Raw genomic sequence first — 13,535 nt, 5'->3', positions numbered from 1 at the left:
TCGGCATGTCGCGTTCAAGTTGGTGGCAGCGGCGTGGATGCAGTGCCACACTTCTCGTATGCAATCGCGCACCGCGAATAATCAGGTGCGACGACTTGGTCCAGATGGGCAACCTCGCCGCATGGGCCCGATCCCCGCACTCGTTCTCGGCGCCATCGGCGTTGTCTTCGGTGACATCGGCACCAGCCCGCTCTACTCCCTGCAAACCGTGTTCAGCATTGAGCACAACACGGTCGACCCCTCACGCCAAGACGTACTCGGCGTGATCTCCATGGTGTTTTGGTGCCTCGTCATCATCGTGACCGTCACCTATGCCGGCATCATCATGCGCGCCGATAATGACGGTGAGGGCGGCATTCTTGCGCTCGCTGCGCTGCTCGTGCGCAAGCTCAAGGGCCGGCCGACGCAAACCAAAGTCGCGGTGCTACTTGCCGTGCTTGGCGCCGCGCTCTTTTACGGAGACTCGCTGATCACCCCGGCGATTTCGGTACTCAGTGCGGTCGAAGGACTACAGATTGCGGCGCCCGCGCTTGACCACTATGTCGTGCCGATTGCCGTGGTGATTCTCTCTGCGTTGTTTGCCGTGCAGCGCTGGGGTACGGGCCTCATTGGCAAGGCATTCGGCCCAGTCATGGCCTGCTGGTTCGTCGTGATTGCGGCGCTCGGTTTGCCGCACCTCATCGCGAATCCCGAGATCCTCATCGCGCTCTCGCCGAGCTACGCCTTCGATTTCGTGCTGAGCCGCCCGTTCGTCGCGTTCATCGCGATGGGCGCGGTGGTACTCGCCGTCACCGGCGTCGAGGCGCTCTATGCCGATATGGGTCACTTCGGCCGCAAGCCGATCGTGATCGCCTGGGGTGCCCTCGTCTTCCCCGCGCTCGTGCTCAACTATCTCGGCCAAGGCGCGATGATTCTCGACGAGCCACGCACCACCGACAGCCCGTTCTTCCATCTCGCACCCGCCTGGGCGCAGCTGCCGCTCGTCGTGCTGGCGACCATGGCCACGGTGATCGCTTCCCAGGCGGTGATCTCGGGCGCTTTCTCAGTCTCGCGCCAAGCGACCCGCCTCGAGCTACTCCCCCGCCTCAAGGTGATTCAGACTTCGAAGCACCACGGCGGGCAGATCTTTGTGCCGGTCATCAACGGCGTGCTCTTTGTCGGCGTCCTCGTGCTAGTACTGAGCTTCCGCTCTTCTGAGGCGCTCGCATCCGCCTATGGCCTCTCGGTCACCGGCACGCTCCTGCTTGAACTTTCGCTCGTGCTCCTCATTGCCCACGCCGTCTGGGGTTGGCGGCTCTGGCAAGTGCTCTTGCTTGCGGTCGTGGTTGGTGGCCTCGAATTGATCCTGTTCGCGGCGAACGTCACGAAGATCGCCTCGGGTGGCTGGCTACCGCTCGCGGTCGCGGCAGTTGCGGTGACGATGATGCTCACCTGGCAGCGCGGTTCGCGCATCGCGTTCGGCAATCGCACCCAGCTCGAGGGATCGCTCGAAGCCTGGGTGCGCGATATTCGACTTGCTGGCGTGCAGCGCGTGCCCGGCACCGTTGTGTGTCCGCACGCGCATCCCGAAACGGTGCCGCTGGCGTTGCGTTCAAACGTCGATTTCAATCACGTCATTCATGAGCGCGTGGTGATTGTGTCGATGCGGGATGTGGGCGTACCGCACGTGCCGCTCGCTGAGCGCATTGAGGTCTCGGCGCTCGGCGACACCAGCGACGGCATCGTGCGGGTGATCTGCCGGGTCGGATTCAATGACCCGCGCGATGTTCCGGCGGCGCTGAAGCTCGCCATCGGCAAGTCGCCTGAGCTTGATTTCGACCCGGATGCGGCGGTCTATATGCTCTCGGTCTTCCGGATCGAGCTCGGCCACGAACGAACGATGCCGATCTGGCAGAAGCGCCTATTTGTCGTGCTTGAGAAGCTCTCGGCGAACCGCACGCAGTCGCTTCACCTGCCGCCCGATCGCACCGTGATTGTCGGCGCTGAATCGGTGCTGTAGCGGGCGTTTGCTACGTGAGGGATGCGGCCACCGGAAATGTCGGAGGCTCGTGATCAACTGAGTTCAGCGGCGGATTCGGGCAGTCGGCGGAAATGTCGGAGGCTCGTGGTCCACTGGATTTATCAAGCACGACACGGGCTCGACAGTTTGCGAAGGGGGCGTTGACATGGTGGCATTTCGCGACAGTTCGGAGGCATCACTCGCGCCCGATTCGCGTGACAATCTCGCAGAAGCTCGCAGGCATCTCATCACCGCTCTGCGAGCAAACCAGCGCGCGCAAGCTCACGCCGATGCGATCGAGTCGATGCTGCTGCGCACGGCCTACGAGATTTGCAAGGTTTCAGCCGAGGGCCGCTCGCAATTCGTGCTCGAACACGAACTCAAGTCAATTGCGCTCGAAATCGGCATCGAGACGCGCACGAATGACCGCACGGTCATGTCGCGCATTGATGACGCCTGGTTCTTGCACGAACGCTTTGACGCGACTGCCCTCGCATTTCGACAGGGCGATCTCACGCGTCGTCACGTTGCCGTGATCGTCGAGTGCGGCTCGGTTCTCGAAGATGAGGATGCACGCAGAGAGTACGAGCGTCAGGTGCTCGAGCGCGCGGCCGATACGGCGCCGGCACCGCTGGCACGATTCGCCCGACGTGTTGCCGCCGAACTCTCACCGAAGACCTTTGCGGAACGACACGAAGAGGCGGTCAAGGGTCGCAATGTGCGCGTTCGCGATCTTGATGACGGAATGAGCGAACTCATTGCCTATCTGCCGTCCACAATCGCGCATGCCATCCACGACCGGCTCACGCAACTGGCGAGCGCCAACGTTCGCGCGCGTGATGCCTTCGGGTTCGAAGTTGGCGATCGCCTTGCGGCGCAGGCCGAAGCGGGCGACCCGGCAGCAATGGCACTCTTGGCTGAGCTTGGCGACGAACCGGTTGACTCCCGACGCTACGACGAAATTCGCGCCGATAGCCTCACTGATCTGTTGCTGGCCGGGCAGCTTGATCCGAGCTCTCCGCACGCGGCGATCAACAGCATCCAGGCGCGCGTCGCCATTACGGTGCCCGCGCTGACGCTTGCTGGCGTGAGTGATGAGCCGGCGATGCTGGAGGGTGTATCGCCGATCCCGATTGATACGGCGATGCGCCTCTGTGGTGGGGCAAGTCAGTGGACCCGCGTGCTCACCGATCCGCTCACGGGTGAAGCGGTGGCCGCCGATACATATCGTCCTTCGGCAGCGTTGCGCCGCTTTATCGAAACGCGTGACCGCACCTGTCGCACGCCCGGCTGTCGACGTCCCGCTCGCGATTGCGACATTGATCACAATGTCGAGTGGGCCAACGGCGGCCGCACGGTTGCGGGCAATCTCGCCGCGCTCTGCCGCTATCACCACACACTGCGACACCGCGGGTGGGTGCTCGCGCAGGGAAGGCGCGGCGCGCTGACTTGGGTGAGTCCAGCGGGTCGGCGACACACGAACTATCCCGAGCGTGCGGCTCGACCACGGGGCTCGACCGATGATGATCCGTCAGCGAGATCGTGGAGTTGGACATCGGGATACAAGCCATACGATCCGAGCGATCCGGCGCCGTTTTGACACTGAGCCTCACGTAGTAATTGCGCCCGCGACACGCCAGGGATGCATTATTAGTTGCGCCTACAACTAATAACTGCGAAACTCTATGCATGTTCAAGCTTTTCGGACGCCGTGTCCGAGCAACCACGACAACGAAGGATTCAACCCCCATGGCACTTAAGATCGGCATCATCATCGGCAGCACCCGCCCGGGCCGTCTTGGCACGCAGGTCGCTGACTGGGTGAAGAACGAAGCCGCGAAGCGCGACGGCGTTGAGTACGAGCTCGTCGACATCGCTGACTACAACCTCCCCCTTCTCGACGAGTCGCTCCCGGCCGCCTACGGCCAGTACGAGCACGAGCACACCAAGAAGTGGGCGGCCAAGATCGCCGAGTTCGACGGCTACATCTTCGTCACCCCCGAGTACAACCACTCGACCTCAGGTGCACTCAAGAACGCCATCGACTTCGTCGGCGCCGAGTGGAACAACAAGGCCCTCGGCCTCGTCGGCTACGGTTCGCTCGGCGCTTCGCGTGCCATCGAGCACCTCCGTGGCATCGCCGCTGAGATCCAGCTTGCCGACGTGCGCCAGACCGTGCACTTCTCGCTCTTCACCGACTTCGAAGAGTTCACCACCTTCATCGGCAACGACCGCGCCGCTGGCGAGGCTGAGACCATGTTCGGCCAGGTTGAGGCCTGGGCGGGCGCCCTCAAGTCGCTCCGCGCGTAGTTCCCACTCACGCGACTGGCCCGCCACGGTGTTCGACTCGAACGCAGTGGCGGGCCATCCGCGTTTCCTGTCGGGTGCTCATGCCACCATGGAGTCAATGACCGTTGACTTCGTCGCGCTCGACTTCGAGACCGCAAACCGCTCCCCCGCATCCGCCTGCGCGGTCGGGCTCGTGCGCGTGCGCGGCGGCAAATTCGTCGACCAGGATGCGTGGCTCATCCGCCCGCCGAGCGGCCACGACGAATTCGCTCCCTTCAATGTGCAGCTCCACGGCGTCTCTGCCGAGCGCGTCTCACGCGCGCCCAATTGGCAATCATCACTCGACCGCATCCTCGAATTCACCGGCGACGATGTGCTCGTTGCCCACAACGCACCCTTCGACATTGGCGTGCTCGTAGCCGCCTCGAGAGCAACTCGGCTCCCCATCCCCGCCCTGAAGTACTTCTGCACCCTGCGTCTGGCGCGGCGAAGCTACCAACTGCCCTCGTACTCACTGCCGAGCGCGGCGAAAGCAGCCGGTTACCAGGCCTTCAAACACCACGACGCCCTCGCCGATGCCGAAGCCTGCGCCGCCATCGTCGTCGATGTCGCCCAACAGCTCGGCACCCTGTCAATCGAGGCGCTCAGCGTCAATACCGGTGTACACATCCGCCGCCTCCACGCCGACAACACCACTGCATTGGATGCGCTCGTCGCCGACGCGACGTTTTGACTCGCATCCACCGAACAACCCGCGACCATCGAACGAATTGGAGAGTCCTGTGGCCAAGCCGTACTGGGAGCAATTGCTCGAGCACCCCGACCGTATCGATCCGGCCAGTGGCGCGATGCAGGTGCTTGCCGACGCCGGCGATGCCGCCTATCGCGCGGCGTTGCAACGGTGGAACGTACTGCGTCACGGCGACGACCGCGATGCCCATGCCGGCATCGCACTCGTGCTCGCCGACGCCTTCGATGACTACCGCGCCGTCGACGAAATCGCAGCCACCTGGCCCGAAACCTTCCCCGAGCAATTCGCGTGGCGCACCTTCGTCGCTCCTCCCAGCGAGCCCGTGCGCGCGGCGTTTGGCCCGAAAGCAATTGCCGAACTGCGCACTTGGATGGAGTCAGGCACCGCCGCCGGCCTCCCCGACTCCGCCGCACGCGCTGCCCGCACCCTGCGTGCTGATGACGAGGGCGAGGTCTACCTGCCCGCCCGCCGTCTGCTCATTGAGCGCACCGCCGACAGCGACCCAAATGCTGGTGAACGCGTCGCTGACGAACTCCTCATTGCCGCAGCGGCCGCCACCCCCGAGCGCGATGAATTTCGCCGCGCTGTCCTCTCCTATTGGGGTCAAGAGCAACCCGTCGATGCGGTGCCGACCGCGGAACCCGGGCCCGGCGAATCGCCCGCGTCGTGGACGGCCACCTGCGAACTCATTGCCCGCTCCACCGATGCCGCGTTTGCCGACCGAGTGATCGCGATCGCCGCGACCCACGAGGACGCCTGGCGCGGAGCGGGTTTTGACGCCGAAACCTATGTGCGCGCACTCGAGCAGTCCGCAGGTGACACCGCCGATGAGACCCTGCTCGACGTTGCGAAAGCGCAAGTGCCGGCCTCAGGCCTCGCGGTGCGTTCCCTCGCCGCACGACGTCGCCGCCTTGCGGGCGCGGAACCGCCCCTCGCTGCCCGTCTCGATGCGATCGTTGCGGGGATGCGTGAGTCAGGCATCCTTGACGCCCCGCTTGGCAAGCGCACCCGACTCGCGCTCGCCGAGCGACGCACAGAAGACGAGAATCCCCAAGCGGTAGCCATCGAGGTTGCCGAAGCGCTCGGCCGCCCCACCGGCGACGAACTCGCGCTCGAATGGGCCTCATTCGCGAGCTGGCTCGAGACCGCCGAGTTGCCGGGCCCGACGCCGGTGCCTGCCGCGCCACCGAAGCGGGATGACCGTGGTGACGGCGGGCTGCTCGGCCGATTGTTTGGCCGCGGCTAGCGGGAACACGGAATGAGGTAATCCGCTTTCCCCGAGTCGCACCGTGCCAATGTCGGAGGCTCGTGCGAGCCTACGGGCATGGAACTTCTGCCCATCCTCCTGTCACTGCTCGTCGGCCTCGTGCTCGGCGGTGTGATCGGCACCCTGAGTTCACGTGCCCGGGCGTCCGCCGCCGAAGCGCGCGTCGACGAGCTGCGTGAGGCGCTCACCACACAACGCGAACGACAGGGCGCCGACGACCGGGTGCTGCGCGAACTCGCACCGGTGCGTCATGACCTCGAACGCCTGCATCGCACCATGCACGAACTCGAAGAAGAGCGGCTCGAGCAGGGCGGCCGGCTGAGCGAGCAATTGCGTACACAAGCACAGGCCGATGCCGAGCTGCGGGCCGCGACCGAGCATCTCGCCGCTGCCATGCGTTCGGGCACTGCCCGCGGCAATTGGGGCGAGGCGCAATTGCGCAATCTGCTCGAATCGGCCGGGATGCTCGAGCACGTTGATTTCGCCACCCAAGTCGAGTTGGTCGGCGATAACGGCAAGCTCCGGCCGGATGCAGTGGTGCAACTACCTGGTGAGCACGCGCTGATCATCGACGCGAAGGCACCAATGCATCGCTACCTTGAGGCACTGCGGCTTCCAAATCCAGGCACGGCCGACGATGAGAAGCTGCGAAAGCGCCTGCTTCGCGAACATGCCCAGGCGGTCCGCGGTCACGTCGACACCCTCCGCAACCGCGACTACCCCGCAGCCCTCGACGGATCGCCGCGACTCGTCATCGCCTATCTCCCGAGCGAGGCCGCCCTTGCCGCCGCGGTCAGCGCCGACCCTGCGCTGCTCGATGACGCCTATGCGCGCGACGTGGCACTTGCCTCGCCGACCACACTTTGGGCGATCCTTCGCGCTGTCGCCGCAGCCTGGCAGCAGGAACGAGTAAGCGACTCCGTCGCCGAAGTGTTGCGGCTCTCGAGCGAGCTCTACCGCAGGCTCGGCACCGCATCCACACATCTCGACAAGCTCGCGAAACAGCTCCGAGGATCGGTCGCCGCCTACGACCAACTTATCGGCTCGCTTGAGACGCGCGTCTTGCCGACGGCTCGCAAGCTCGCCGACTACGACGCGACGGCAACCCCCATCCCGCCGCTCAAACCCATTGGCACAACACCGCGCCCCCTCAGCGCCCCCGAATTGATCTCGGATGCGGCTGAAGAGGCGCGGCGGGTGAGCTAGGCGAGGTTTCTCGCTAGGGGACGTGCGATCTACTCGTCGTCACGCAGCCACTTGTCGGCACGGTGCACGGCGGTCACCCGACGGAACGTGCCCGAGCGGGCGCGCAACACCACCGAGTCGGTCGTGATGTGGTCACGCTCGCGGTTCACGCCCTTCACGAGTCCACCGTCGGTGACGCCGGTGCAGACGAAGAAGGTGTTGTCGGTCGTGACGAGGTCGTCCTGAGTCAGGATGCGGTCGAGGTCGTGACCGGCGTCAAGCGCGGCCTGGCGTTCCTGCTCGTTGCGCGGGTAGAGGCGAGTCTGCATCACGCCACCGAGACCCTTGATCGCGCAGGCGGTGATCACACCTTCCGGCGTACCACCAATGCCGACGCACATGTCGAGACGACCCGTCTGCAGCGCCGCGTTGATGCCACCGGCGACATCGCCGTCGAGCAGCAGCTCGGTACCAGCCCCCGAGGCACGAATGTCAGCGATGAGCTGCTCGTGACGCGGACGGTCAAGCACCGCAATCGTCATGTCTTCCACATCCTTGTCGAGCGCCTTCGCCAGGTCGCGGATGTTGTCGCCGATCGGGCGCGAGAGGTCGATGACGCCGCGGCCCGCGGGGCCAGCGACGATCTTCTCCATGTAGAAGACATCCTTCGGGTTGTACATCGAGCCGCGGTCGGCCACGGCGATCACCGAGAGTGCGTTCTGGCGGCCAGCGGCCGTCAGGCTCGTGCCGTCGATCGGGTCAACCGCGACATCGCAGAGCGGGCCCGTACCGTTACCGACGATCTCGCCGTTAAACAGCATCGGGGCTTCATCCTTCTCGCCCTCACCGATGACGACCTCGCCCTGAAACTCGACGGTCGCAAGGAACTTGCGCATCGCATCCACGGCGGCCTTATCGGCGGCATTCTTGTTGCCGCGACCAATGAACGGCACGGCACGGATGGCGGCGGCTTCGGTCGCGCGCACGAGCTCCATCGCGAGGTTTCGGTCGGGATGCGAGAGGAGCTCCGGCTCATTTCCGCTGGCAACATTGACTTCGGTCACGACGAGACCCTTTCGATGGGGAACGAACTGCTTTCAGCGTAGTGGTGAGCGTTCGGAATTCGGTGAACGTGGCTCGGTAGACTTCACCCGCCGATGCTCATCCGGCCGTGTTCATCCACGCCACCACCGGAACACCGGATCACCGCCAAGGAGTGCCATGCCCATCGCCACACCCGACCAGTACGCCGAGATGCTTGACCGCGCCAAGGAGCGTGGCTTCGCCTTCCCCGCGATCAACGTTTCGAGCTCGCAGACCATCAACTCGGTACTGCAGGGCCTCACCGAAGCCGGCTCCGACGGCATCCTTCAGGTCACCACCGGTGGTGCCGACTACTTCGCTGGCCAGACCCGCACGGCCCGTGCATCCGGTGCGCTCGCGATGGCCGCGTTCGCGCACGAGGTCGCCAAGAACTACCCGATCACCGTGGCGCTCCACACCGACCACTGCCCGAAGAACGCGCTCGACAACTTCGTTTACCCGCTGATTGAAGCCTCGACCGAGGCTGTCAAGGCCGGCCGCGAGCCGATCTTCCAGTCGCACATGTGGGACGGCTCGGCCGTGCCGCTCGAAGAGAACCTCGCCATCGCGAAGGACCTCCTCCCCCGTCTCAAGAACAACGGCCAGATCCTCGAGGTCGAAATTGGTGTCGTCGGCGGCGAAGAAGACGGCGTCATGGCCGAAATCAACGACAAGCTCTACACCGACCTCGAAGACGCCATCGCCACCGTCGAAGCCCTCGGCCTCGGCGAGCAGGGCCGCTACATGGCCGCCCTCACCTTCGGCAACGTGCACGGCGTCTACAAGCCCGGCAATGTGAAGCTCCGCCCCGAGCTCCTCGCCGAGATCCAAGCTGGCCTCGCCGAGAAGTACGGCACCGGCCCGAAGCCTCTCGACCTCGTCTTCCACGGTGGCTCGGGTTCGAGCGCCGAAGAGATCGCCGAGGCCGTGAGCAACGGTGTCATCAAGATGAACATCGACACCGACACCCAGTACGCCTTCTCGCGTTCGGTCGCCGACTCAGTGCTCACCAACTACGAGGGCTTCCTCAAGATCGACGGCGAAGTCGGCAACAAGAAGGTCTACGATCCCCGCTCGTGGGGCAAGAAGGCCGAGACTGCCATGGCAAAGCGCGTCATCGAGGCAACCGAGCAGCTCGGTTCGGTCGGTAACTCGCTCACCATCTAACGTGACGAAACCACCAAACAACGGGCCCCGGGGCGACGCTCCGGGGCCCTCCCCCATTCCCACGCCGCCGACGCCGGAAGAACGTCGCAAGGTCACCCGCCGCATCGACCTCATCTACGGCATCGCACTATTCGTCATGGGCATCGTCGCCACGATCAGCAGCATGACCGCGCTCACCGAGAACGCACTCGCCGCCCAAGCGGCCGCGATGTTTGAGCAGTATGAGGCCGGCGACTACGTGCGAGCCGACGGCCTCGCCTGGATTTCGCTCGCGGGCATCATCGTGCATCCGCTCAACTACGCGCTCTGGCTCTGGATCGCACTGGGGCGCTGGCGCGCCGAAAAGCTCGCCGCCTGGTGCGCGATCGTCGGTGCCATCGTGGGCTGGCTCATGTCAACGCTGCTCGTCACGGCCGCGCTCATGATGCATCCGCAATTGACGGATGCAGTGCTCAAGCAGGCAGGACTCGGCGGCTAGCCGAGCCCGGAGTCTTTGTCGCGCACGCCACCATTGCGGCCACCGCGGCCGCCGGTGTCGCAACTGCCGAGGTCGCGGCGTAGCTCCTTGGGGAGCGAGAACATGAGGTCCTCAACGGCCGTCTCCACCTCATCCACGTCGCGGTACCCGGCGGTCGACAGCGCGGCGATGACATCCTGCACGAGCACTTCCGGCACCGAGGCACCTGAAGTCACCCCAACTATTTTCACACCGTCGAGCCATGCCTGGTCGATCTCGTCGGCGTAATCGATGCGGTACGCAGCCTTCGCGCCGTACTCAAGCGCCACCTCAACGAGACGCACCGAGTTCGACGAGTTCGACGAACCCACCACGATCACGAGATCCGACTCAGCGGCGACTTTCTTGATCGCCACCTGGCGGTTCTGCGTCGCATAGCAAATATCGTCGCTCGGCGGGTTTTGCAGATTCGGGAAGCGCGAACGCAGGCGGTTCACCGTCTCCATCGTCTCGTCGACCGAGAGCGTCGTCTGCGAGAGCCACACGACGTTGTCCGGGTCGTCGACGACTACCGTGTCAGCCTCATCCGGGTTGTTCACGATGGTGACCTTGTCGCCACCGTGACCCGCCGTGCCCTCAACTTCTTCGTGGCCAGCGTGCCCAATGAGCAGAATCTGGCGGCCCTGCTTCGAGAAGCGCGTCGCTTCGCGGTGCACCTTCGTCACCAGCGGGCAGGTTGCGTCGATCGTGAGCAGGTTTCGTTCGGCGGCAGCATCCTTGACCATCGGCGAAACGCCGTGCGCCGAAAACACGAGGTGCGAGCCCTCGGGCACCTCGTCGACCTCGTCAACGAAGATCGCGCCGCGGTCCTCAAGCTCGGCCACCACATGCTTGTTATGCACAATCTGCTTGCGCACATAGACCGGCGCACCGTATTGCTCGAGCGCTTTATCCACAGCCACCACCGCGCGGTCAACACCGGCGCAGTATCCTCGAGGAGCGGCGAGCAGCACCCGCTTCGCGCCGTCTACTGGGTGGTCCTCAAGGACCACGGCGGGCCGCCGCACAAGCGGCGTGGGCAGAGCGATCACGGGTTCAGTCACGCCCTCCAGTCTACTGAGATCCCCGGAAATCGGGCGGAGAAGCCAAAAGGGAGGCCCATGGCCGCGAACGAGTCGACCCCCGAGCATCCCTTTCAGGTGCAGTACATCGCCCAAGCCATTCACGATTGGGTCGCCCGCCTTGGCTCCGTCTGGGTCGAGGGCGAACTCACGAGCTTCGATGTGCGCGGCGGCCACGCCTACGGCAAACTGCGCGACCTCGAAGCCGACGTCAACCTGTCGATCGTCGTGTGGCGATCGGTGCGCGAACGCCTTCAAGACAAGTTCGCGAAGGGTGACCGCGTCATCGTCTACGCGAAGCCCGACGTCTGGGTCAAGGGCGGCACGCTCTCGCTCCAGGTCACCGATATGCGGCATGCCGGCATCGGCAATCTGCTTGCCGAACTCGAAAAGCTTCGCCGCAAGCTCGCCGACGAGGGGCTGTTTGCGGATGCCCGCAAGGTTCCGCTCCCCTTCCTGCCGCAGTGCATCGGTCTCATCACCGGCAAAGACTCGGATGCAGAAAAGGACGTACGCCGCAACGCCGAGTTGCGCTGGCCCGCCGTTCGCTTCCGCACGATCCACACCCGCGTGCAGGGCGAAAACACGGTGCCCGAGGTGATCGCAGCGCTGCGCGAACTCGACGCTGACCCCGAAGTAGACGTCATCATCATTGCCCGAGGTGGCGGTGATTTCTTGCACCTGCTGCCCTTCTCAGACGAGCAACTCGTGCGTGCAGCCGCCGAGGTGGTGACGCCGCTCGTGAGCGCCATCGGCCACGAGGCTGACCGGCCGCTGCTCGATGAAGTTGCCGATTTACGCGCCTCGACGCCGACCGATGCCGCGAAGCGAGTCGTCCCCGATGTCGCCGAACAGCTCGATCTCGTGACGCAGTACCGGGCGCGCATCCGCCGTCGTGTTACCGACCAGGTGACGTTTGAGACCCGCCAGCTCGAAGCACTGCGCTCACGCCCTTCGCTCGCGCAACCGAGCTGGATCATCGACCGCCACGGCGAAGAGCTCATGCGCCTCGCCCTGCGCGGCGAAGAACTCGCTCGCCGCTCGATCGACCGCGCCGAGGATGCAACAAAGTCACTGCAACAGCGGCTCGTCGCGCTCTCGCCCGAGGGCACCCTGCGACGGGGCTACGCAATCGTCGAGCGCACTGACCTAGCCGAACCACAGGTCATCACCGAAACCGCCGCCGCACCCGCCGGCGCACACCTCCGCATCCGATTCACCGATGGCCGAATTGAGGCGACCGTAGAATGAACTCCATGCCCGCATCCAACTCCGCCGAGCAGGCGACCACGCCCGAACTGCGCCCGGTAGCCGAACTCAGCTTCGAGCAGGCGCGCGACGAGCTCGCCCTCGTCGTGCAGCAGCTCGAACAGGGCTCATTGCCGCTTGAAACGGCGCTGCGCCTCTGGGAACGCGGCGAAGAACTCGCGGCCCGCTGCGAAGAGTGGCTTAAGGGCGCACGCGAGCGCCTCGAGCGCGTGCGCGCGGAGCACCGCGCTGACAGCGAGGCCGACGCGTGACGCCCGAGCACACCTCGAACGAGCACCTGAGCGAACCCGGCCCCATCCGCGCCGATCTCGGACGCCCGGAGACTGCGCAAGAAGAGGCTGATCGCAAGGCCGAAAACACGCGCCTGCACCGCGCCCGGCAAAACCTGCGCAATCTCGCAGCCGCGCTCGGGGTGACCGTGCTGGTCGTGCTGGTGCTCGTGCTCATCGTGCCGCGCAACGACAACCCACGCAGCTACGACGTCGACTATGCGGCGGCGGCCAGCGAGGCACAGCCCGGCTACACCGAGCAGCTTGCTGCACCGAAGGTGCCCGAGAACTGGGCTGCGAACCGTGCTGAGATCCGTGAGGGCGCCGATGGCGTGACGGAGTGGTACATCGGCTACGTCGTCAACGACGGTGACACCCCCGTTGGCTTTGTCGGCATGAGCCAGGGCATCAATGCCAACGAGACCTGGGTCGTCGACAAGGTCGAGCGCCGTGCCAAGACCGGCGAAATCGCCCTCGGCGGCGTGACTTGGGCCGAGTACGACCACACCGACCTCACCGCCGAAGAGGCGGGCAACACTCGCTACAGCCTTGTTGGCAAGATCGGCGATTCGACGTTCGTGGTTTACGGCTCGCACTCGGCGCTCGACGTGCAGGCGCTCGCGACGCTCATTGCGGAGCAGCACCGCTAGGCTCGCGCTCGGGCCGAAGCGAGCTCAA

At 64.9% G+C, this 13,535-nt stretch carries 13 protein-coding genes; 11 read left to right on the top strand and 2 right to left on the bottom strand.

Annotated features, from left to right (window positions below; genetic code table 11):
- The first annotated feature begins 121 nt into the window (after positions 1-121).
- The 6 genes from EG850_RS08810 (at position 122) to EG850_RS08785 (ending at position 7,512) form a co-directional block, all read left to right on the top strand.
- On the top strand, positions 122-1,999 hold the full coding sequence (locus tag EG850_RS08810) for a potassium transporter Kup (RefSeq protein ID WP_124972612.1): 1,878 nt from the start codon (positions 122-124) through the stop codon (positions 1,997-1,999).
- A 166-nt stretch (positions 2,000-2,165) separates the two neighbouring features.
- Positions 2,166-3,599: an HNH endonuclease signature motif containing protein gene (locus EG850_RS08805; RefSeq protein WP_124972610.1), complete on the top strand. Its 1,434-nt coding sequence runs from the start codon at positions 2,166-2,168 to the stop codon at positions 3,597-3,599.
- Between the two features lie 149 nt (positions 3,600-3,748).
- Positions 3,749-4,309: an NADPH-dependent FMN reductase gene (locus tag EG850_RS08800; protein ID WP_124972608.1), complete on the top strand. Its 561-nt coding sequence runs from the start codon at positions 3,749-3,751 to the stop codon at positions 4,307-4,309.
- Positions 4,310-4,406: 97 nt separating this feature from the next.
- Positions 4,407-5,021 (top strand): exonuclease domain-containing protein, encoded by a 615-nt coding sequence (locus tag EG850_RS08795; protein ID WP_124972606.1) that lies wholly within the window; start codon positions 4,407-4,409, stop codon positions 5,019-5,021.
- Between the two features lie 49 nt (positions 5,022-5,070).
- The gene (locus tag EG850_RS08790; protein WP_124972604.1) at positions 5,071-6,285 is read left to right on the top strand and encodes a hypothetical protein; all 1,215 of its coding nucleotides are present in this window, start codon (positions 5,071-5,073) and stop codon (positions 6,283-6,285) included.
- Positions 6,286-6,363: 78 nt separating this feature from the next.
- Positions 6,364-7,512 carry a DNA recombination protein RmuC gene (locus EG850_RS08785; protein ID WP_124972602.1) on the top strand — a complete coding sequence of 383 codons (1,149 nt, stop codon included), beginning with the start codon at positions 6,364-6,366 and terminating at the stop codon, positions 7,510-7,512.
- A gap of 29 nt (positions 7,513-7,541) precedes the next feature.
- On the opposite strand, the gene glpX is transcribed toward EG850_RS08785, so the two are convergent.
- The gene (gene glpX / locus EG850_RS08780) at positions 7,542-8,486 is read right to left on the bottom strand and encodes a class II fructose-bisphosphatase (protein ID WP_124972692.1); all 945 of its coding nucleotides are present in this window, start codon (positions 8,484-8,486) and stop codon (positions 7,542-7,544) included.
- Between the two features lie 226 nt (positions 8,487-8,712).
- On the opposite strand from glpX, the gene fbaA reads away from it, so the two are divergent.
- Entirely contained in the window at positions 8,713-9,741 is a 1,029-nt protein-coding gene (gene fbaA / locus EG850_RS08775; protein WP_124972600.1) for a class II fructose-bisphosphate aldolase, read from the top strand.
- Entirely contained in the window at positions 9,641-10,219 is a 579-nt protein-coding gene (locus EG850_RS08770) for a DUF6264 family protein (protein ID WP_328588382.1), read from the top strand. Before fbaA ends, EG850_RS08770 begins: the two co-directional genes overlap by 101 nt.
- Here EG850_RS08770 and EG850_RS08765 read toward each other — a convergent pair.
- Positions 10,216-11,301, bottom strand: a complete 1,086-nt coding sequence (locus EG850_RS08765; protein ID WP_235829263.1) for a 4-hydroxy-3-methylbut-2-enyl diphosphate reductase — start codon at positions 11,299-11,301, stop codon at positions 10,216-10,218. The genes EG850_RS08770 and EG850_RS08765 overlap by 4 nt on opposite strands.
- A gap of 57 nt (positions 11,302-11,358) precedes the next feature.
- On the opposite strand from EG850_RS08765, the gene xseA reads away from it, so the two are divergent.
- From xseA to EG850_RS08750, 3 genes are read left to right on the top strand one after another with little or no spacing between them, the layout of a single operon-like run.
- A complete protein-coding gene (gene xseA / locus EG850_RS08760; protein WP_124972594.1) occupies positions 11,359-12,570 on the top strand; it encodes an exodeoxyribonuclease VII large subunit in 1,212 nt (403 codons plus the stop codon).
- 5 nt (positions 12,571-12,575) lie between these two features.
- The gene (locus EG850_RS08755) at positions 12,576-12,839 is read left to right on the top strand and encodes an exodeoxyribonuclease VII small subunit (protein WP_235829262.1); all 264 of its coding nucleotides are present in this window, start codon (positions 12,576-12,578) and stop codon (positions 12,837-12,839) included.
- Positions 12,836-13,507 (top strand): DUF4245 family protein, encoded by a 672-nt coding sequence (locus EG850_RS08750; protein ID WP_124972590.1) that lies wholly within the window; start codon positions 12,836-12,838, stop codon positions 13,505-13,507. The genes EG850_RS08755 and EG850_RS08750 overlap by 4 nt, the downstream gene beginning before the upstream one ends.
- Positions 13,508-13,535 lie beyond the last annotated feature (28 nt).

Origin of the sequence: Gulosibacter macacae, assembly GCF_003865375.1 — a bacterium.
Lineage (GTDB): Bacteria > Actinomycetota > Actinomycetes > Actinomycetales > Microbacteriaceae > Gulosibacter > Gulosibacter macacae.
Note: the sequence above shows the minus strand (reverse complement) of the source record. Positions and strands in the feature narration are given on the sequence as shown.